We start from the raw sequence: 21734 nt of genomic DNA on the forward strand, positions 1-21734 counted from the left end.
GCCAATGCCCAATGTACAGCTGCCTATTCAAGAAAAACCATTGCCCAATACAGAGTTACCTGCTCAGGAACTGCCAAATACTACGATGCCTCCCACGCAGCCTATTATGCCATATGTGATGCCACCTGCACCTATGCCGGGAATAAATCCACACGAAACAGTAGAGAAGGGGGTAGAATATAAAAAGAAAAAAGAGAAGAAATGTGAATCTACTTCATCCTATTGGCACGGAGAGTCACCAATGATGCCATATCCTACGCCCTATCTGCACAGCTATCCGGCAATGCCTCATGACATGCAGGGAGGATATCCGTTCACGACGGCGAATATTATGAATCCGTATACGTATTCACCAGGAATGCTACCAGGTCCGTATCATATGGCCCCGCCTTACGGTCTTCCATATGCGCCATATTGCCATCCGCATATGCCAGCAATACAGCCTATTTATAAACACGGCTTCGGCTGCCATGAAAGCAGCCTTGCTTCCGACTCATCACATTGTTAGCGATCCGGGCGGGCTCTATGAGCCTGTCCTTTTCTATAAACATCTATCTTGATAAAGAATGTCGAATTATCAAATGTAATTTATGTAGGAGGAGGCATATGGACCGAGAATTAATCGCTTCCATCGAGAAAATGTACCGCTGCCGAGTTATCCGCTTAAGACCTAAACGCACCGTCTGGCTTTGTGATACCAACCGCGGCAACTGGGTCATTAAAGGCTACGATAACTTTAATCAAGCGGCCTGGGTTACTCACCTCTCCCATACACTTCATCAACGTGGATTTCGAGATGTAGTACGGTACATCCTAACAATTCAAAATGTACCTGTTTTTAAATGGAAAGATTATTATATGACAGCGATGGAACGTATCCCCGGAAGGGAAGGAAGCTATTTCAACAAAGCTGATATTTTGCATTCCCTTACAAAACTGGCAGAGTTTCATTTACACAGCATGTTTATTCCCGGAGGCCCCCCACCCGAGGAGGGTGTTCCTCTTCTTGTCAAATGGGAGGACCGGTACCGCTCCTTCCTCCATATTCATGGCCAAATTCAAAATAGCGAGAACAGGCAAAGCCGGCTGGCACAGCTTATACAAAGCGGTGCCCCTGCAATTCTTAAAGAGGCGGAATATGTGCTCGGTGTCGCCAGAAGGTCTCTGCTTACCGGGGAATATACAGCTTCGCTATACCAGCAACACATCGCCCATAAAGATCTTGCCAGCCATAACTTTCTGTTAAGTGGGAAACGCAGCTTTCTTATCGATTTGGATACAGCTGCCTACGATACACCATTGGTCGATATTATTCAGCTCATTAGCCGGGCACTCGTTCTGCAAGGATGGGGATTATCTATATTTACTGAAGCAATTGAGGCCTATCGCAGCGTACGGCCACTATCGGATACCCAGGTGGCACTCATATTCCTGCTGCTGCGATTTCCTGATAACTTCATGCGTGAAGTGACCGGGGTATTTGAGAAACGGAAGAACTTCCAGGCTAGCCGAGTCGAGCAATACCTGGCAATTATTATGAAGAATTGGCAGCGCAGAGAACGTTTTTTCGCAGGGTATGAACACTTCCTCTATGCCTGACGGCAGCTGCAGAGAATTCAACCGAAATATTAACAAATATTCAGGTGGTTAAAGGTTGGAGAGTCGGAGAAAGAAGCGGCTGGATGCGCCCTACGCTCCGGCAGAAGAAAGGCCAGTGTGTCTTTTCTTATCTCCTACCACAAAAGTTTGTCGATGTATCAAACCAGATGTATATACTTTACTTATCCATAAAAAACAACCAGGGGGAGCTGGTTGTTTTTTATTTACCTCAATCCTGAGTTCATATTACGAACGAAGCGACAGTTCGACACCGTTTCGCTTCTTAATAAATACCGGATACGTACCCAGAAAACGCACCTGACAGCCTAGCGCTTCCATCTCGGCAAATGCACCCGGAAGAAGTACATCGTCCATCTTATGCTCGATATCAATAACAAAATGGTAGTTACCAAGTCCTGTTTTTGTCGGACGGGATTCAATACGTGACAAGTTAAGACGGCGCCAAGAAAAAGCTGAAAGCACCTGATGAAGCGCACCCGGAAAATCAGATGGCAGCGTAACAAGAATCGTTGTCTTATGCGCATCTGCTTCCGGCAGCACAAGCGGCTTCTCACCCAGTACAATAAACCGGGTAAAATTATTTTCCGCATCCTCAATGTTTTCCTTGAGCAGTGTTACCGGGTAGGTGTGCACCGCCTGCATAGCCGAAATCGCTACCCACGGCTCTTCTGTATGCTCACTTACAAGCCGTGCTGCCTCCGCCGTGCTACTGACATATTCAATCTCAGCATGGGAAAGGTGATCGCGCAGAAAACCATGACATTGCGCCACCGCCTGCGGATGGGACAGCACCTTCGTAACATCGGGCAGCGCAAGCGGGTATTCACGTTTTGCACAGGATAACTGATGAGAAATCGGGATAATTAATTCGCTTAAAATCGGCAAATCGATTTTATGGATAATCCAATCGAGCGTTAGGTTGACAGACCCCTCCAGAGAATTCTCCCAGGGAACGACCGCATAATCCACTTTGCCCTCCGATGCCGCCTCCAGACAGTCAGGAATGGTGCGGTACGGGCGAAATACGTCGCTTTCTCCCCGGAAAATCAGGCGTGCCGCTTCTTCTGTATTTGTACCGCGCGGACCTAAAAATGCGAACGTTCTCTCCATATTTGTTAGCTCCTTTGTTCAGTCACACCGGAGAAACAATGCTCCACTTGCACTCCGGTCTCATCAGGGATAAGACGCATAACCGTACAGTCAATACCGTGTTCAGCCAATGTTTGAACCATAAATGCCTGTAATGCATCAGTCGGTTCTCGCTTATCCACAAGGGCGATGATCGTTGGACCGGCGCCAGATAGCGCAGCCCCAAGCGCACCATGCTCATGCGCTTCAGCCAGAATTTTATCCAATCCGGGAACGAGCGGCACGCGGTACGGCTGATGCAAAACATCTTTCATCGCTCTGTGCAAAAGCGTTAGATTACCTGTCGCCAATGCACCTACTAATACACCAGTATGGCTTGCCGTATATACCACATCCTGACGGCTGTACATAGACGGCAGGACCCCACGTGCTTTTTCAGTTGATAACATAAACTTCGGGATAACGGCCATTGCTTCGAGATTCTCCGGCACCGGCAGACGCACATACGGTACATCTTCCGCCTCCATCAACGCAACAACCACTCCTCCAAAGAACGACGCACCAACATTATCCGGATGGCCCTCTTCTTCGGTTGCCATCTGATACAATTCATCCATCGTAAATGGCTTACCAGCTAATTCGTTGGCGGCCACCAGCGCACCAACAATAGCGGATGCGCTGCTACCAAGCCCCCGGGTCAACGGAATATCGGAGGTCACATCAATGATAAGCTCCGGCACGACAAGTCCCGCCTTATCGAATATGCGGGCCGCAATCCGGTATATCAGATTGCTCTTATCAGTAGGAATGCCGGAAAGGTTAGGGCCATGTAAACGAATATCCGTTGCATCGGCCACTTCGAATGTAAGGGTTGTATAAAGTCTAAAGGCCATGCCAATCGTATCAAAGCCCGGCCCAAGATTGGCCGTGCTGGCCGGCACCTTTACTTTTACCTTTCCGTTCTGCACCTTACACACCTGCTCCCTGAGCAATAATCCCAAGCACGGCTTCTTCTGTGCTCTCTACAACAGTCGGCTGTATGCCAGCGGACTTGATGGCGATATCCGGATCTTTCAGCCCATTACCTGTCAGTACACATACAACTTGTTGACCAGCTGCAATACGGCCTTGTTTACGCATCTTAATGACGCCAGCAAGCGAAGCAGCAGATGCCGGTTCGGCAAAAATGCCTTCCATGGATGCCAATTTACGGTATGCTTCAACAATTTCATCATCCGTAACCATATCAATATGTCCATTTGACTCATCGCGTGCATTTACTGCCAAATCCCAGCTTGCCGGTTTACCGATACGGATAGCAGTAGCCAGCGTTTCAGGATTCTCGATAGGTTCATCCTTAACGATCGCCGCCGCCCCTTCCGCTTCAAATCCGAACATGCGAGGCATATTCTGCACGACTCCTGCCCCATAGTATTCTTTAAATCCTTTCCAGTATGCAGATATATTTCCTGCGTTCCCTACCGGAATAGCCAGAATATCAGGAGCTTTTCCAAGCGTATCACATACCTCGAATGCCGCTGTTTTTTGGCCTTCGAGGCGGTATGGATTAACTGAATTTACGAGTGCAATCGGATGTTTTTCACAAATATCCCGCACGATTTTCAACGCCTGGTCAAAGTTTCCTTCAATTGCAATAATTTCAGCTCCGTATATCATCGCCTGAGCCAGCTTGCCCAGTGCAATATTATTGTTTGGAATAAGCACGATACAGCGTAGATTTGCACGAGCAGCATAAGCTGCCGCCGCTGCGGACGTATTACCTGTTGAAGCACACATAATCGTATGGCTGCCTTCCTCGACGGCTTTGGCTACTGCCATTACCATACCACGGTCTTTGAACGAGCCGGTCGGGTTCAATCCTTCATATTTAAAATAAATTTCTAAATCCAATTCTTCAGATAATTTAGGTGCAAAAATTAACGGTGTATTTCCCTCGTGCAATGTAAGCCGGGGCGTTTTCTCTGTCACCGGTAAAAGTTTTGCATAACGTTCAATAATGCCAGCCATTATTTTTCCTCCCCACCTTCTACTCGATACAGGCTTTTTACTTCAAAGATACTTTCCAATTCCGCAAACTGCTCACGTACAGCAAAAAGATTCTTACGTGACGCATGATGCGTAATCAAAATGATTTCAGATTGTGTTCCGCCATTATACGGCTGTTGTAGAACTTGTTCTAAGCTTACATCATGTTCGGCAAGAATGCGAGTAATTTGGGCAAGCACTCCGCGTTTATCATCCACAATTAGGCGCAGAAAATACTTCGAGACAATTTGTTCATCCGATTTAAGTCGCTTCTCCCGATATGGTGCAACGCTGCTGCGACCATTCACGCCAAGTTTCATATTTTTCACGACGGTAACTAGATCAGATACGACTGCGGTCGCTGTCGGTAACTCTCCAGCACCCGGTCCGTAGAACATCGTCTCACCAACCGCTTCGCCATGCACATACACCGCATTGAATACACCGTTGACAGAAGCAAGCGGATGTGTATGATGCACAAGCGTCGGCTGTACGCTCACTTCGATTAAGCCATCATCCCGCTGTGCGATACCAAGCAGTTTAATCTCATATCCTAGCTTTTTCGCATAGGCGATATCTTCAGCGCTCACTTTTGAAATACCTTTACAATCTACATCTTCAAGGCTCATATCTACATGGAACCCAAGCGTGCCCAGAATTGCCATCTTGCGTGCTGCATCATGGCCTTCTACATCCGCTGTCGGATCGGATTCAGCGTAGCCAAGCGCCTGCGCTTCTTTGAGCACTTCCGTATAGTCGGCGCCTTCTTGGCTCATCTTGGTCATAATATAGTTCGTCGTCCCATTGACAATCCCCATCATTTTCGTAATACGGTCGGAAGAAAAACCTTCCACCAGCGCGCGCAAAATCGGGATGCCGCCGGCTACACTTGCTTCATAGAAAACATCACAGCCTCTCTCCTGTGCTTTGGACAAAATCTCCGCACCATGCAGCGCCATTAAATCTTTGTTAGCTGTGACAATATGCTTGCCATTATCCAGCGCCTTCAAGATGTATTCTTTTGCAGGCTGAATGCCACCAATGACTTCAACAATAACATCGATCTCCGGATTGTCAAACAAATCAGCCGCATCTGTTGTAACTATACCTTCAGCAAGCTTCAGGCTGCGGGTTTTCTCTACATTCTGTACGAGTACCTTCGCTATTTCGATAGAAAGACCCGTTTGCTTTTGCAAATCTTCCTGATGTCCCTGAACGATACGTACAACCCCTGTACCAACCGTACCGAGACCCATAAGACCTACTTTTACTTTACTATTTTTCATCCCCATCTCTCCTCTATGAATCTAGTTTATTGTTTAGATATATTTTATCCTCTTCCAACAATTACTGCTCGCTTCACACCATGCATCGCATTTAGTTCATCAAGAAAATCAGTCGTCGAAAGGCTTAAATTCCCTGTATCAATCGACATGGCAACATTTGCCAGACCTTGAAGTGGAATGGTCTGGTTAATTGTGAGAATATTACCGCCCCGTTCCGCAACAAACTTGAGTACCTCAGACAAAATTCCGGCCCGATGCTCAAGATTAAGCGATACAGTAATAATGACTTCACGCATCATGGAGTTGAACGGAAAAATACTGTCTTTATATTTATAGTAGGCACTTCGGCTAAGCCCCACCCGCTCGACCGCTTCATTTACCGTTTCCGCTTCGCCCGAATCAAGTAATTTTTTGGCTTCAAGGGTTTTACTTATAGATTCCGGTAAAATATCGGCCCGAATTAAGTAGAATAGTTCCTCTTGTTTCCCCATACCGTCCTCCAGGAATAAACAAATGTATATACATAGTGGACATTATACTCGCTTTCTTCTTATTATACAAGGGATGTTCGTTTATTTTTAAAATATTTTTCTTTCTTCTGTCTATATAGGAAGAACAGGAATTCCATACGGAACCCCTGTTCTTCTAGTCCTCATCATCTATTAAGCGGAATATCGGCTTTCCAATTAACATCGGTATGCCGTTTCATGACGCGAGTCAGCTTTAATGTCAATCGTTCCGGCTTATGCTTCATTCCATATATCCGAAGCGTACTCGTAAACTTGCGATTACCAGATGCATCTGGATCATCCTCGCTGCCCGACATCATCACCTTATATGCTTTACCATTCTCATCGATAGCGACCCAGTTAAAAAATGTGCCCGTTTCATTCGTTTGCACACCTTCCATTTCAACAATAGCATGTGTATTGTCATCAAAGAATGGTGGCGCTTTTTTCATGTCCCATTCTGTATTTATCGTAAAGCCCTTAACAGTAATCGTATTTCCCTGATACTGGGCGGTAATCGGCTTTGCTTTTATATCATCAGGTACAAATTCCAATGTAAAATCTGCCGCCTCCTCCATATCCACCGAATCTAGCACAAAAAACAGCCGTTTGGCTTCGCCCAGTGGAATAAAACTGTCTTTCCATGTTATCCGACCGAGTATATCATGGGACCCGGTCGAATCAATATTATTTTTCTCCTGTTCTCTTGAAGGATGGACAGGACCCGATTTTCCCGCTACCACACGGCCGCCTTCATCGATTAATCTATATGAAATGCCATAGGAGCTCTCATCCTGCGGACCGACTTCTTCTGTCTTGAGTCCCAAACGCCTCTCTTGCTCAATAGACTTGCGCATCTGTTCACGTGCAGATTCAGATAAGCTTGTCATAATTTCCAATTGGCTTTTGGACGGTGCAAATAAAAGTTTTCTTACATTAATGGTTACACCTTGCTTCGTTGTATGCTGCTGATTTACTGCTACACTATGTGTAGCCTCGATCCCTTTTTTCATATCGACTGGAATCTGCAAATTCCATTTGCCTTCTTTTGCCCCGATCCCGGCAAATCCACCTACGCGCGAAAGTTCAAAATGAACAATAACCTTTTCGGGAATATTCTTTTCTAATTGAAATCCGATAATTCCATACGGATCGTTGCGTGTCCAATTGGATATATCAGCCAGCTTTTTGCCGTTCGTATCTGTGATATATACTTTATTCCCGTCCAGTCTCGGTTCAAAATCAGGAGCAAGGTGGTCACCTGATTCTTTTTCCAGCATGTAAGACAGTGCGATGCGTGTAGGATCAGCTACAATATCCAATACACGCAACGTAATTCCGTTATCGCTTACATGATAATCGCCCTGCTGTACAAAGCCACGCTCGCCTGCCATCTGTAATCCTTCATCAATCATCTCGTTTCCACGATTGAAGATCGATTTGGTTAAATACGAAGCAAAGGATGGCGACACAGATGCAGCTACCGATAAGGCTAGAAATCCCCCGACTGCCGCATACATCCATTTCTTCAACTTCCTTTTTGTACGCACCTGCGTCTCCTTCTGCGGCCTTTTCACTACATCTGGATAAGGTTCCAACTGCGCCATGACATCCGCCGTAAATGAAGCCGGAAGCTCCGGAGCTTGCACTGCATCCTGTAGCGCTTCTCTCTCGGCAATACATTGCTCATACAGCCTCCTGCAAATTGTGCAATCCAACAGATGCGTATCAATCGCCATTTTTTCCCGGCCTACTGTCTCGCTTTCAGCATGGCGGCTCATTTGTTCATACTCCATACATTTCATGAAGATTTCCTCCTGCATCGGTGTCGCACAACGCGTCACGAAGTTTCTTTTTTGCCCTATGCAGATGTGTTTGAACTGTCGGCAGCGGAAGGTCGAGCACTTCCGCAATCTCTTTGTAGCTCAGATCATCAATATAACGCAGCACAAGAACAAGTCGATATTTTTCCGGCAGATGATCAATGTGCTTCCTAAGTTCCTGCGCCTGCTCTTTATGTAAATAAGCATGTTCCGGGCTGGCTGTTTCGATATATTCTTCTTCTCTTTCGTCCAATATCTCCCGCCTTTGCTTGCGCCAGGCATCAAGACAGCTATTAGCCGCAATTTTATAAAGCCAGGAGGAAAACTTCTTATCCTGATTATAAGTTGCCAGATGACGATAAGCTTTGATGAAGCTTTCCTGCGTTATATCTTGTGCATCCTGGGGTGCTACACCCATTCCCAGAAGCAACGCATATACTTTATTTTTGTATTTGTTAACTAGATGGGCATACGCTTCTTTATCACCATGAAGCACCCGGGCTACCCATTCTCGTTCTTCTTCCATTGTGCAACCTCCCTTGAAACGAGTGCTCCGGAGCTTTTGGCTTCCCGTTTCCGTATTCATCTTATACTACCGGATATGAACAGGAAATCTTTCAATTTTCCAAAGAAAATTCCCGGCAAAAAATAAACCACCCTTCCTTTGAAGAGTGGCCTGTCTTTTATGCACAATATAGTCTTATTATCTAATCTACAAATTCAAATTCGAACTTGCCGATGCGGACAATATCCCCGTTCTCGGCGCCTTTCTTACGAAGTGCATCGTCTACACCCATATTGCGCATCATACGCGCAAAGCGTTGAATAGAATCCCGGCTGTTCAGGTTTGTCATCTTGACGAGCTTCTCCAGCTTCTCCCCTTCGACAACATACATTTCATTCTCCCTGCGTACAGTAAACGTGTCCTCCTCCGCTTCCGCCTTGTACAATACGGTCGTTTCCTCATCGGCCACATCTTCCACCAACGGAATCGCAGGTGTCTCTTCCAGCAAGTCTGCCACCTTATACATTAACTCACGTATTCCCTGCTTCGTTGCGGCGGAAATCGGGAAAATCGGAAGATCTTCTCCGACTTTTTTGCGGAACGCTTCCAGGTTTTTGTCGGCATCTGGAATATCCATCTTATTGGCGGCGACCACCTGAGGTCGTTCTTCAAGCTTTTTATTGTATAGTTTCAATTCCTCGTTAATTTGAACATAATCTTCGTACGGATCGCGGCCTTCCGAACCGGCCATATCGATGACATGAACAATCACCCGGGTCCGTTCTACGTGTCGCAGAAACTGATGGCCCAAGCCTACGCCTTCATGCGCCCCTTCAATAAGCCCTGGCAGATCTGCCATAACGAAGCTACGCTCTTCATCAATATCTACTACACCCAGATTTGGTGTAATTGTTGTAAAATGATACTCCGCGATTTTCGGACGGGCTGCCGATACAACAGACAATAGTGTAGATTTTCCGACACTCGGAAATCCAACGAGTCCGACATCAGCCAGCACTTTGAGTTCGAGGCGTATATAACGCTCCTGGCCCGGTTCGCCGTTCTCCGCAATCTCGGGTGCAGGATTTGCTGGCGTTGCAAAGCGGATATTGCCACGGCCGCCACGGCCGCCCTTTGCAATAATGGCCCGCTGACCGTCCATTACCAAATCCGCAATAACCTGTTGCGTATCATCATCAATCACTGTAGTCCCTGGAGGAACACGCACAACCATGTCTTCTGCACCTGCGCCATGCTGTCCCTTCGTCCGGCCGTTCTCTCCACGTGACGCTTTGAAATGGCGTTGATAACGAAAATCGACAAGCGTACGAAGCCCTTCATCCACCACAAATACCACATTAGCGCCACGTCCACCGTCGCCACCGGCAGGACCACCCGCCGCCACATATTTTTCTCTGCGGAAAGCGACCATACCGTTGCCGCCGTCCCCTCCTTTAACGTATACACGTACGCTATCTACAAACATATAAATTCCACCTTTTTGCGTAATAACTCATCCGTCCCATCACGAAAGAGGGAACAGGCATTCCAGCACTGATTCTGAAGCCGTATGAGGCGCAAGCAACACGTTGGCTCCCCATGCTTGTGCCTGTATCTGCATCTTGTCCAATGCGGAGGTACTCTTACCCACATCCAGCTCGCCCGCAAAGTCGGCTACTACCTGCAACGCTCCTTCTTCGCAATGTAGCGTCAGCAACAGTGTATTGCTCTGACCATCGTTATACAGCGCATGCTGTTGATATAACTTTACCACCGACAGGATAAAATCTCCCAGCCTCGGACCTTCTTCCAACATCATCAGCGAAAATGGTGCGGGAATCTCCACCTCGATGCGCACATTGTTATGCAACGCATTAAAAGATAGCAAATACGCGACAAGTGGCGGATATTCCAAACGGGAAACGAGCGTATCCCGATTCGCATCCGCGGTAATTTTGCGTATGTATTCCTCACACATCTCATATCTCTCAAGCTTCAAATATCCGAGCAGGACCTGAATATGGTTAAGCCAGTCGTGCCGCTGGTGATTCATAACTTCGATGATCTCCTTCATACGACTTCTCTCCCTCTACTGTGGCATTTCTCTTCATTTTACCATATTAAGCCACATGCGGAATACGGACGTATTATAAACGAAGAATAGGCGGTAACGACATTCTTCCTTCTTCCCACAATTCTTTTGCCAGATGCTTGGCATATCCTATCGCTTGTTCCTTCAAGACTTTCGGCGGCATCGGAATTTCATCAGCTTCCACCAGTACATCGATAATGCAAGGGCGCTTGGCGTTTATGGCTTGCCGAAGCGCTGGAAGCAAATCCTCCTTCTTCTCTACACGTATCCCCAATGTGCCGCACGATTGCGCATATGCCGCAAAGTTAGGATTAACCAGACCGGTTCCGTATTCAAGATTACCGAGCACCTCCTGCTCGAATGTAATCATAGCGATTTTCTGATTGTTAAACACGACGACAATGATAGGAAGGTCGTATTTGACTGCCGTCACGAAGTCTGCCATCGTCATCGCGAAGCCACCGTCACCACATAAGGCAAATACCTGACGTTCAGGATAAGCAATTTGCGCCGCAATAGCTCCAGGTAGACCACAGCCAAGCGTAGCCAGCCAGCTCGACAAAATAAAGTGCTGGTTCGTACAACGAAAATGGCGCGCCGCCCACACTGTAACATTCCCAACATCACATGAAAGAACGGCGTCATCATCCGCCACCTCTTCCATCGCGCGCGTCGCATATTCCGGCAGGATTTTCGGGCTTTCAGCTTCTTCGCGACTCTCCATCTTCTTCCACCACTTGTCCATGTTAGCCTTGCAGCTCGCCAGGAATTCGCGGTTTTCATGATAGGCAATGCGTTCATTCAACTGTGATAGCGTTGATTTCGCTTCTCCGATAATTCCGATGTCCACAGCATATCGCTTGCCGATTTGCCGGGCACTTATATCTAATTGAATCGTAAATGCATTCTCAGGAAGATATATTGTAAATGGATACGAAGCACCAACCATAAACAGAATATCCGCTTTTTGCATCGCCTCGTACGCAGCTCTCGTTCCGAGTAATCCGAGCCCTCCTAAGCAATAGGGATGTCTGTCAGGGATAACACCTTTGGCAGGCAGCGTAAGTACAATCGGCGCACCAAGCTTCTCAGCGAGTGCAAGCAATTCTGCGCGCGCGCCCCGTGCACCTTTACCTGCGAGGATAACAATATTCTTATCAGTCTGATTGAGTGCGGCGCAAACCGCGTCTACATCATGCGCCAGCGGTTGCATCGTACCTTTTGCCACCCGAGGTGAAGTATAACGCGTATCTTTTTCCATCTTCATGGCAGGCAAATTACCTGGAATAGCCAATACAGCCACTCCCTTTTCCGCATATGCTGTACGAATGGCCTGATTGACTACAGCAGGTAATTGAACAGGCGAGATAAGTAATTGATTGTACACCGCCACATCATCAAACAGGCGACTCACATTGACTTCCTGAAAATAATCCAATCCCATAACCGCCGTATCCACCTGTCCGGTAATCGCCAATACCGGTGCATGATCAAGCTTAGCGTCGTACAATCCGTTTAACATATGGATAGCGCCAGGACCAGCGACGGCCATACACACACCAAGCTTTCCTGTGAGCTTAGCATACGCTGCCGCGGCTAGCGCCCCTGCCTCTTCATGTCGCACCTGGATAAAACGAATCTTGTCTTTTCTCTGACGCAACGCTTCAATAATAGCATTAATCGAATCTCCAGGCATACCATACACATGATCTACGCCCCACTCAATCAGCAATTCCACCAGCACATCGGCTCCATTTTTACGAAACACAGGTAAGCACTCCTTCGATTTTTGCCTTAGTTTGTGCAAAATCGTCTGATTCTTACCTTTATCCTGGCAGGATGCTCGCTGCCTCATACTTCCAGCTCAGAAAAAACCGCAGGCATATAAAAAGACCATCGACGACTGGCGTCAACGGTCTTTAGGTTCGTTTCGTGTATTACGCTTCGTTTGCTACTGGCTCAACAACCACTTGTTTGCGGTCGCGGCCCAGGCGCTTGAAGCGCACGATACCGTCAGACAGCGCAAACAGCGTATCGTCGCCGCCGCGGCCTACGTTTGCACCCGGATAAATCTTTGTACCACGTTGACGGTACAGGATGTTACCCGCCTTTACGAATTGGCCATCCGCACGCTTTGCACCAAGGCGCTTCGCGATGGAATCACGGCCGTTCTTCGTGCTACCTACCCCTTTTTTCGAGGCGAAGAATTGAAGGTCCATTCTTAACATGAGAGCCACCTCCTCAATATTTCAATTTGTCGGCAATCCGAACATACTTGTCATGACTTACGGCTACCGAGTACAGCGAGGCAATCATGCCCTCGAGCAGCAGCTGTACTTTATCCGCCAGATCCGACGCATAATCGTCCGGTACCTGTACATGAAGAAAGCCGCTGTCGCCCTGCTTTGCTGGCAGCTCGACGTTCAATAACAACTCAACGGCGTTGACGCAACCGAGCGAAATGGCCGACACCGCAGCACACACTAAATCCTGACCGTATTCGGCTGATCCGGCATGTCCACTAATCGTAATCTCCTCAATCGTATCGTCAGAGCGCCTCTTTACTTGCACCGTAATCATTACGCGTTGATGGCTTCAATAACAACCTTTGTGTAAGGTTGACGGTGACCTTGCTTACGGCGATAGTTTTTCTTCGCTTTGTATTTGTACACGATAATTTTCTTGCCTTTACCGTGACGTTCTACTTTCGCGGTAACAGTCGCACCTTCAACTACAGGAGCACCCATTTTCACACCGTTGTCACCAGCCACGAGCAGTACACGGTCAAAAGTCACTGTTTCACCCTCAGCATCTGTCAGCTTCTCGATGTACAATTCCGTGCCTTTCTCTACCTTGTATTGCTTACCACCAGTTTCGATAATTGCGTACATTCGTTGCACCTCCTCCATATACTCAGACTCGCCGATATCCGGTGCGACCAAAAGGTCGACTTATGACCTTAATCGAGCGGTTGCAGTATGCTTGAGGTGTCAAGCACACTAGTCAACAAATGATAGATTATCACATTATTCCCTGAAAAGCAATCATTATCTCCATGCACTCACGCTTCTACACGGGCCCGCACTTCCTCCTCGCTTCCAATAAAGGCAATGCGATAATGCTGCTCGTCCAATGTCGGGTTTTCTTTTATATGTACGCTCATTCCTGTACTGTCCTGTAGTTCATCCACATATTTATGCTCAAAAAAATACCTGACCATATGGGGATGCAATTCAACCAGTACGGCATCAGCACGGTCATTGCGACTATGGCCAATCAATTCTCGCTCCAGCATGCCAAGCAGCGTTTCCTCAGCAAGAATCCGCCCCTTTCCTTCACAACACGGGCAGGAGCGCTGCAGCACATCAGTCAGATTATGCCTTTCTTTCTTGCGTGTCATCTCCAGCAATCCTAGCTGCGTAAAGCCAAGCAGGTGCGTTTTTGTCTTGTCTTTACGCAATTCTACTTCCATACAATCGCGTACCCGGTTACGATGTTCCTCCACCGACATATCGATGAAATCAATAATAATGATGCCACCGACATTGCGAAGCCGAAGCTGGCGTGCGATCTCACGGCATGCCTCCAAATTGGTTTTTACTACGGTTTCTTCCAAATCGTGACTTCCTGTAAACTTGCCGGTGTTGACATCAAATACAGTGAGCGCTTCCGTCTGGTCAATAACAAGGTAGCCCCCGCTTTTCAGCCAGACTTTTCGACGCAGCGCCCGCTCAACCTCCCCGTCCAAATCGTAATAAGCAAATATGTCTTCACGACCATTATACAGCCGGATTTTCTCCTCTAGCTTCGGCTGGTAGCGGCCCAAAAGGGCACGAACTTCCGCATAGCGGGAGCGGCTATCGATAATGACCTCCTCTACATCTTCGCTCACAAAATCACGCACGACGCGAGAGACAAGGCTTATATCTTCATAAATTAACATCGGTGGACGAGCATCCCGCTTGTCTGTCTGTACTTGTTCCCAGCGAGCACGCAAAAATAAGATATCCGCCTCCAGTTCAGTCTGGGTAACACCTGCAGCTAGCGTACGAAGGATGACACCTTCTTCTGGACGTAAGATGTCTCGCACAATCGAGCGCAGCCTTTCCCTTTCTTTTTCCCGCTGAATACGGCGAGAAACGCCAACATACGGCACATTCGGCAGATAAACAATATATCGTCCGGGCAGTGAGATCTGTGTGGTGACACGCGCCCCTTTCGTGCCGAATGCTTCTTTGCTGACTTGAACGGTCAATTGCTGACCTTTCGTAATAAGTTCATTAATGGATGGTGTTTTTCCTTTTGTTTTGTCGATAGTAGGGGGCAGACAATCGTCTACATACAAAAACGCATTTTTGTCCATACCGATATCGACAAAGGCAGCCTGCATTCCCGGCAACACATTTTCTACTTTTCCTTTATAGATGTTACCGACGATACGATGCTCCTCAGGCCGTTCGATATATAGTTCAACTAATCGGTTTCCTTCCAGCACGGCGACACGCGCCTCACGACCGATAGCATTCACGATAATTTTTCGCACACAGGCATCATCCTTTCCTATCCTTCTTATTTTACCGTTACTATAGTAACTCTTCCACTCTACAATGCCTGTGTGAACCAGAGAAGTAATATGCGAGCAGTTTTTCTTCTGAAAAAACAGCATGCGGCAATGATTTTCCTTGTACAACGAATAGATGGTAATTGTTTCGTTTCAATCCATTTACCGTCTGCGCCAGTGAAAGAGACGGGGGCACAGAAACGGTTCTCTTTATCCAGGCAGGCTTCCCTTCTTCCAAATATGCCTGTCTTGCCAGCAAAAACCGCAAAAATTGATAATGCCTCCTCTTATATGCGAGAATCGCATTAAAAAGTAGATAAAACGCTACAGCCAGTCCATTAAGGTGTGGAGTCGGCTTAAAAGAAAGGCTCCAGACTAATAGTCCAAGCCCCCCTAACAGGCTTACGTACACTGACAACAGCACGGCGCTTCGATATGGCAGGAACAGGCTGGCTATCGTTTGCAGTACCCGCCCTCCATCCAACGGCCAGATAGGAAGCAAATTAAATGCGCCAATTACGAGATTGCTGTACACAAAAAAAGTCGTCCAGGGAGACGACCATATTTCAAGCCAAAAACATCCCCACCCCACTACAATTAATCCTGCGTTTACGACTGGACCAGCCAGCGCCACCACAATCTCCGCACGCGGCTCCGTATTTCCCCACTCATCAATTTCAGCCACACCACCGAACGGTAACAGCTCGATTCTCCGGATGCGCCAGCCATACCACCGTGCTGCTACCACATGTCCGAGTTCATGAAGCACTACGATAACAAACAGGGTAATCACCTGAAAAAACTGTCCGACCAGCAGCGCGCCCAGCATAATAACCCAGAATAGAGGATGAACCTGCAGGGTGGTACTATTCAAACCGGACCACTTCCTGCGGGTTCACAAACTGCTCATTTTTCTTTACTGCGAAATATACAGGCTTCATTGCTTTTTCTTCCTGCATGGCTTTACCAATCGTCCGCTGAACTTCCACCCAATCGTTCTCCTTCACTTCCAATGCAGAAAGACCGGCATACCATGTCTCCATGCCTTTTGCGTGTTGAATAATAATTGTATTTCCCAGGCCTTCTTTCTGACCGGAAAAAATCACCAAACCTTGGTCTACCGCACGAATGGCTGCCTCTTTCGGAGTAAAATACACCCCGCTTCCTTGGTCGGCAAACGTCTGGACTACCTTGCCTGCTGCAGGTGCCTTCAACAATAGGTTCTGTGCTTGAAGCACTGGTTCCGCTTCATTTCCACTCTTACCTACCGCTGGCAATAAAGTAGGAACCGCGCCGAAATTCTTTTCATACCAGGCTGACATACCTGCAAAATTGTAGGGGCGATGCAATACATCATTCATTACTGTCTTGTATTTCTCAGCACCTGGAAATGATATATGCCCAACCACATAGGCGAGGCTTAATAGGAAAAAGGAAGCGACAATTTTAATGAATAATTTATCCCCACGCTTCATCGGACCAAGCGATGTGGAAGAGTCGGAGGAGCGCAATGTTCCCAGGCGCTTCCTCTCCTTATATTCCGCACGTCTCCACGGTTCTTCCCTCTCCCGGTAAAACGGGTCCGTATATATAGGTGGCATCTGTTCTTTCTCATCAAAAAAATAGGAGGAATAATGGTCTTCCATTTGCTCACGCAACCGGCGCACTCTTTCTTCCCGGCGGCGCTTGATTCCGTCCGTATCGAAATATGTCATTGATTCCACGCCCCTCTTCCTTGTCCTTTTGTACAAGTGTATGAAGGAGATGGAAAGACTAGCACCTGTAATTCGTTATTCGTTTATCCAATAAAAAAACACCGCTTTTCTCTGCCTTTCGACAAAAAAAGCGGCGCACTTGGCCCTATCTCCCTATTAATCAAACATCAGCTTCTTCCTTCTCATGCCAACATTAAGCACAATACCCATAACAAAAAAGTTTGTGACAAGCGAACTCCCGCCATAACTGACGAACGGAAGCGGCAGACCTGTAATCGGCATAAGCTGAATCGTCATTCCGATGTTCTCGAATATCTGGAATACGTACATCCCGATGACCCCGGCGATGACATACATCCCAAACGTATCTTTGGCTTCCATCGCGATCCGAATCATGCGGTAAATAAAGAAGAAATAAATAAAAATCAGGATGCTAGAACCAATAAATCCCAGTTCTTCGCCAATGACCGTAAATACGAAGTCACTCTCACCCACAGGAACCCAACCGTTTTTTGCCTGTGTTCCCTGATTGATGCCTTTGCCAAGCAGCTGGCCTGATCCGATCGCTGTAAGCGACTGCATTAACTGATATCCTTCTGTCGGATACTCTTCCGGTTTAAGCCATGACTCTATCCGCATCCACTGATATTTATGCATAATGTGATCAAAAAAGAATTGCTTATGAAACATAAAAACATAAGTAAATGAGGAAAGGAAAATCGCTCCAGCAATGCCCAATACGGCAAAGTAACGCATTGGAACCCCCGCTACAATCAGCATGCTAACCATAATCCCCACAAACACGGTCGCTGTTCCCAAGTCCGGCTGAATCAGAATCAGCAAAAGCGGCACGCCAATAAATAAAAATATCGGGAACATCGCTTTCAGGTTGTCAATCTGTTCTTCCTTTTCATCCTTTTTCGATATATACCTGGCAACGGCGATAATCGTGAAGATCTTCATCAGCTCCGCCGGCTGAAAGTCGACTACACCAAGCTGATACCAGCTGCGTGCACCACCTACACCTTCTTTCACAGGTGCAAACAAAACTCCAATAATCAAGATAATACCAATGCCATATAGCACATAGGCCGAATTGGAAAAAGACTCATAATCGAACAGCAAAATAATCGCCAACACCATGAAACCAAGTGCGTACCACACAACCTGCTTCCATTCATAATTCGCCGTCGCCGTTGCTCCGGAAATACCGATAAAACTAAAAATTCCAAGACACATTAGCAACAAAATCAAAAGCCAGTCCAAATTGCGTATATACTTTTTTTCAAAATCCATGCTCTATCCCCCGATGCTGTGTCCGCACCGCGTCTTATCTGATGCCAAATAGCCGCTTCACTTTCTTAAAAAATCCTTCCGGTTCTTCCATATTCAAAAACGGCACCGAGTCACCCAGGATGCGACGTGCGATGTTGCGATACGCGATTCCTGCTTTTGCTTCATGGTTCATCGCGACAGGCTCTTTCAGATTCAGATGCTTAATCACTTCTTCATCGTCCGGCACATATCCGATTGGATCGACCGACAACATAGCGACGACATCGTCTACATCAAGCATATCGCCCGTCCGCGTCATATGCAACCGAATGCGATTCACCACAAGATAGGTCGCGTCCAGCTCTTCGCGTTCAAGCAAACCGATAACCCGATCTGCATCACGAATCGAGGAAATCTCAGGCGTCGTAACGACAATCGCTTTATCTGCACCGGCCACCGCGTTCTTAAATCCCTGTTCGATGCCTGCCGGACAATCGATAAGCACGAAGTCGAAATCGGCTTTGAGTCGGATTACTAACTCTTCCATCTGCTCTGGCGAGACCGCCGATTTATCTTTCGTCTGCGCTGCTGGAAGAAGATAAAGCAAATCGTCAAACCGTTTGTCTTTAATCATAGCCTGGTGCAACTTGCAATTGCCTTCAAGGACATCCACAAGATCGAAAATAATCCGATTCTCCAGCCCCATGACTAGATCAAGATTGCGCAGCCCGATATCCGTATCTATCATACAGACTCTTTTTCCTAACTGCGCAAGAGCCGTCCCGATATTGGCGGTGGTTGTCGTTTTACCGACGCCGCCTTTGCCCGACGTAACCACAATGGCTTCACCCACAAGGATCCCTCCTATATGACAAACCGACCCAGTTCAGGCCGGATTTTATGCAATTGACTTATTTTTTCAATCGCTAACCGCCCTTCAGTAATATACGCGAATTCCATACGTGTCATCTTTTCCGGTTCTCGTTCGTCTGATGTAAAATTCACAAGACCAGCGATGCGTACCTGTGTTGGAAACATCTCATACGCAACCACAATACATTTCTGGTTCCCATCACAACCGGCATGTCCCGTCCCCCGTAACGCTCCCAGCACAAAAAGATTTCCTGTGCACATCACAAGCGCGCCCGGATTCACATCACCGAGCAGCAGTAAATCCCCTTCATGGCGAATGACTTGTCCTGAGCGAACTGTCCGCGCATAGACACGTACCTGAGAGGCTAGCTTATCGCGCAGCGCTTCCTCCTTCGTAATTACCTCAGATTCAATCGCCTTTACGACAAGATTACCTCGTTTCTTCAAAATCTCCCGTATCTGCTGCTCCTGCTTCGTCGATACATACCGCATTCCCAGCTTTACTGTAATGCTAATGATCGGTCCTGTCAAAATCTGTTGGTGGCTTGTCTCAAGTTTCTCTTGTAATTCTTCGAGGAGCCGGTCAAACGAACACGTATCGTCCAGATGAAAAACGAGGCCCTCTTTGGTTCCTTTAATTACTACATTCTGCTTTGTTTTTGCCATAGCCAAAGATCCACCCCATATCTTTAAACGTATTCGCCATGGAAGTGATGGTTTCCTGCCGAATGACGCCTACGCAATCTCCTGATTGATTCTTGACTTATTCATGAGCTTGCTCATCGGTCGGAAGATAAGCATGGCGAACAGCGTATTGAAAACTGTAGTCGGAACCATTTCTTTCAAGAGCAAGGTCAGTGCCCCCATCGATGCTCTATTAAACAAATGGTATACCTGATAGACAAGCCACTCGTTGATCAATACTATCAGCAGTACATTAACCAGCACCAGAAACCAACTCTGGTGGAAATACCGGGAACTGAGACCGGCCAGATATCCCAGCACCGCGGTCGCGAACGCATACACTCCGATTACTTCCGTATATACTACGTCATATAATAGCCCGAAGAACAACCCGAAATACAAGGCTTTTCTGCGGCCAGCGTACAATCCGATGAACACGACTCCCACCAGCACGAAGCGTGGAACAATAATCCAGGGCAGTCCCCACACTTCCGGGGCGAATACCTGAGCAATCGTGCCTTCAATTAGAAACAAAAAAAACATACATACAGATATTGCGCCAATCCTCACTTGTATTGTCCTGCCTTTCTCACGCCTTAACTGACAGTAATATCTCCACTTCAAGACTTAGAAAAATCAAGGAAGGGTAAGTGGTGATAACCTGCTCCTAAGGGTCCGATACGTTCAACTAACACATAGTAGGAAATCGGAAAAACACCCACTACGTGAAGTTTCACTTTATTCCGCTCCCTCTACTTTTTGGCCTTATTAGCCTTCTGCTTCTGTTCCTGCGGTGGCGGTTGTACTACGAAATTACGCTTTACTACGAATACCTGCTCGATCTGATAGAAATTCGCGAGCGGAGTAATACGTGCAGTCTGTGTCAATCCGTAATCGCCATCCCCGACCGAACTCACACGGCCGATAATCAAACCGGATGGCATCACGCCTCCCATACCGGACGTAGTAACATATTGCCCTGGCTTGACTACTACGTCTTTCACCTTAGGAATTTTACGCATAATCAGCTCATGCTTTTCCAGATCATAGCTTTCAATAACACCATAAATATTCTGGGTTCCCTGAATGAGAGCAGAAATATGATTCGCCTGCTCGATGTCCATCAGCAGTTCTACCTGCGAAGAAAAAGCAGATACGCTCTGAACACGCCCGATTAATGCGCCTTGCGATGAAACGACAGCCATATTCGGTTCGATGCCGTCATTCTTTCCCTTGCTGATCGTCAACATGTTGTTCCAGCGATCCGGCGTACGTGCGATGACGTCTGCTGCATATGTTTCATTGCCTCTTAACTTCGAATCTTTTGTGTTAAGCATTTGACGATACTTTTCATTATCAATGCGTAGCGCATTCACTTCCGCTTCCAGCTTAGCATGCTCATCTATTTGCGCTTTCAGCGCTTTATTCTCTTCATATACATTATAGATGTGGGTAATGTCATCAAAAAATCCCGAAACCATAGCTGTAGGCTTGTACAGCAGTCCCTGTACGAACGAGACCGAATCTTTCACAAATCGCTCCGGCCAAGTAGGAACAGGGCGCTCTTTCAACGTAGCGCCCATGACCGCAATCAGCACAATCAAGCCGATCAGTATCGCGATTAATCGCTTATTGCCAAAGAAATTGGTCACTCCT

22 protein-coding genes, 1 pseudogene and 1 other annotated feature are annotated in these 21734 nt (G+C 47.1%); of the genes and pseudogenes, 2 read left to right on the top strand and 21 right to left on the bottom strand.

All coding sequences use genetic code 11. The features are described 5' to 3' along the window. A pseudogene (locus HMPREF0083_RS28755) lies at positions 1–508 on the top strand (hypothetical protein); the annotation flags it as partial. Positions 509–606: 98 nt separating this feature from the next. Continuing rightward, positions 607–1599, top strand: a complete 993-nt coding sequence (locus HMPREF0083_RS12820) for a phosphotransferase (protein WP_021621842.1) — start codon at positions 607–609, stop codon at positions 1597–1599. A gap of 246 nt (positions 1600–1845) precedes the next feature. Here HMPREF0083_RS12820 and pheA read toward each other — a convergent pair whose 3' ends face one another. The 21 genes from pheA to mreC all read right to left on the bottom strand — a co-directional run bounded on the left by pheA (position 1846) and on the right by mreC (position 21730). Beyond that, positions 1846–2730 (bottom strand): prephenate dehydratase, encoded by an 885-nt coding sequence (gene pheA / locus HMPREF0083_RS12825; RefSeq protein ID WP_021621844.1) that lies wholly within the window; start codon positions 2728–2730, stop codon positions 1846–1848. A gap of 5 nt (positions 2731–2735) precedes the next feature. Further along, the gene (gene thrB, locus HMPREF0083_RS12830) at positions 2736–3677 is read right to left on the bottom strand and encodes a homoserine kinase (protein ID WP_051354647.1); all 942 of its coding nucleotides are present in this window, start codon (positions 3675–3677) and stop codon (positions 2736–2738) included. Position 3678: 1 nt separating this feature from the next. Continuing rightward, positions 3679–4737, bottom strand: a complete 1059-nt coding sequence (gene thrC / locus HMPREF0083_RS12835; protein WP_021621846.1) for a threonine synthase — start codon at positions 4735–4737, stop codon at positions 3679–3681. Further along, complete coding sequence (locus tag HMPREF0083_RS12840; protein ID WP_040302660.1) at positions 4737–6041, bottom strand: homoserine dehydrogenase; 1305 nt, start codon at positions 6039–6041, stop codon at positions 4737–4739. The genes thrC and HMPREF0083_RS12840 overlap by 1 nt, the downstream gene beginning before the upstream one ends. 44 nt (positions 6042–6085) lie before the next feature. Beyond that, positions 6086–6532, bottom strand: a complete 447-nt coding sequence (locus tag HMPREF0083_RS12845; RefSeq protein WP_021621848.1) for an ACT domain-containing protein — start codon at positions 6530–6532, stop codon at positions 6086–6088. A 164-nt stretch (positions 6533–6696) separates the two neighbouring features. Continuing rightward, on the bottom strand, positions 6697–8355 hold the full coding sequence (locus tag HMPREF0083_RS12850) for a DUF4179 domain-containing protein (protein WP_040302662.1): 1659 nt from the start codon (positions 8353–8355) through the stop codon (positions 6697–6699). Beyond that, positions 8336–8899, bottom strand: coding sequence for an RNA polymerase sigma factor (locus HMPREF0083_RS12855; RefSeq protein WP_040302664.1), 564 nt, complete (start codon positions 8897–8899; stop codon positions 8336–8338). Before HMPREF0083_RS12855 ends, HMPREF0083_RS12850 begins: the two co-directional genes overlap by 20 nt. A gap of 181 nt (positions 8900–9080) precedes the next feature. Beyond that, positions 9081–10364 (bottom strand): GTPase ObgE, encoded by a 1284-nt coding sequence (gene obgE / locus HMPREF0083_RS12860; protein ID WP_021621851.1) that lies wholly within the window; start codon positions 10362–10364, stop codon positions 9081–9083. Between the two features lie 39 nt (positions 10365–10403). Further along, positions 10404–10952 (bottom strand): Spo0B domain-containing protein, encoded by a 549-nt coding sequence (locus HMPREF0083_RS26430; protein ID WP_021621852.1) that lies wholly within the window; start codon positions 10950–10952, stop codon positions 10404–10406. A gap of 73 nt (positions 10953–11025) precedes the next feature. Beyond that, positions 11026–12738 carry a pyruvate oxidase gene (locus HMPREF0083_RS12870; protein WP_040302666.1) on the bottom strand — a complete coding sequence of 571 codons (1713 nt, stop codon included), beginning with the start codon at positions 12736–12738 and terminating at the stop codon, positions 11026–11028. A 169-nt stretch (positions 12739–12907) separates the two neighbouring features. Further along, on the bottom strand, positions 12908–13198 hold the full coding sequence (gene rpmA / locus HMPREF0083_RS12875; protein WP_021621854.1) for a 50S ribosomal protein L27: 291 nt from the start codon (positions 13196–13198) through the stop codon (positions 12908–12910). Positions 13199–13211: 13 nt separating this feature from the next. Beyond that, the gene (locus HMPREF0083_RS12880; protein WP_021621855.1) at positions 13212–13550 is read right to left on the bottom strand and encodes a ribosomal-processing cysteine protease Prp; all 339 of its coding nucleotides are present in this window, start codon (positions 13548–13550) and stop codon (positions 13212–13214) included. Further along, positions 13550–13861 carry a 50S ribosomal protein L21 gene (gene rplU, locus HMPREF0083_RS12885; RefSeq protein ID WP_040302667.1) on the bottom strand — a complete coding sequence of 104 codons (312 nt, stop codon included), beginning with the start codon at positions 13859–13861 and terminating at the stop codon, positions 13550–13552. The genes HMPREF0083_RS12880 and rplU overlap by 1 nt, the downstream gene beginning before the upstream one ends. 14 nt (positions 13862–13875) lie before the next feature. After that, positions 13876–13953: a sequence feature (ribosomal protein L21 leader region), on the bottom strand. A 78-nt stretch (positions 13954–14031) separates the two neighbouring features. Next, positions 14032–15513, bottom strand: coding sequence for an Rne/Rng family ribonuclease (locus HMPREF0083_RS12890; RefSeq protein WP_021621857.1), 1482 nt, complete (start codon positions 15511–15513; stop codon positions 14032–14034). Positions 15514–15553: 40 nt separating this feature from the next. Next, the gene (locus HMPREF0083_RS12895) at positions 15554–16405 is read right to left on the bottom strand and encodes a M50 family metallopeptidase (protein WP_040302669.1); all 852 of its coding nucleotides are present in this window, start codon (positions 16403–16405) and stop codon (positions 15554–15556) included. Then, positions 16398–17246, bottom strand: a complete 849-nt coding sequence (locus HMPREF0083_RS12900; RefSeq protein WP_021621859.1) for a M23 family metallopeptidase — start codon at positions 17244–17246, stop codon at positions 16398–16400. Before HMPREF0083_RS12900 ends, HMPREF0083_RS12895 begins: the two co-directional genes overlap by 8 nt. 156 nt (positions 17247–17402) lie before the next feature. Further along, positions 17403–18542, bottom strand: a complete 1140-nt coding sequence (gene rodA / locus HMPREF0083_RS12905; protein WP_021621860.1) for a rod shape-determining protein RodA — start codon at positions 18540–18542, stop codon at positions 17403–17405. A 34-nt stretch (positions 18543–18576) separates the two neighbouring features. Next, positions 18577–19374: a septum site-determining protein MinD gene (gene minD, locus HMPREF0083_RS12910; RefSeq protein WP_021621861.1), complete on the bottom strand. Its 798-nt coding sequence runs from the start codon at positions 19372–19374 to the stop codon at positions 18577–18579. Positions 19375–19385: 11 nt separating this feature from the next. Then, positions 19386–20060: a septum site-determining protein MinC gene (gene minC / locus HMPREF0083_RS12915; protein WP_021621862.1), complete on the bottom strand. Its 675-nt coding sequence runs from the start codon at positions 20058–20060 to the stop codon at positions 19386–19388. Between the two features lie 69 nt (positions 20061–20129). Then, positions 20130–20648 carry a rod shape-determining protein MreD gene (mreD, locus tag HMPREF0083_RS12920; RefSeq protein WP_051354648.1) on the bottom strand — a complete coding sequence of 173 codons (519 nt, stop codon included), beginning with the start codon at positions 20646–20648 and terminating at the stop codon, positions 20130–20132. Between the two features lie 182 nt (positions 20649–20830). After that, positions 20831–21730: a rod shape-determining protein MreC gene (mreC, locus tag HMPREF0083_RS12925; protein ID WP_021621864.1), complete on the bottom strand. Its 900-nt coding sequence runs from the start codon at positions 21728–21730 to the stop codon at positions 20831–20833. Between the last annotated feature and the right edge of the window lie 4 nt (positions 21731–21734).

Source organism: Aneurinibacillus aneurinilyticus ATCC 12856 (genome assembly GCF_000466385.1).
GTDB lineage: Bacteria > Bacillota > Bacilli > Aneurinibacillales > Aneurinibacillaceae > Aneurinibacillus > Aneurinibacillus aneurinilyticus.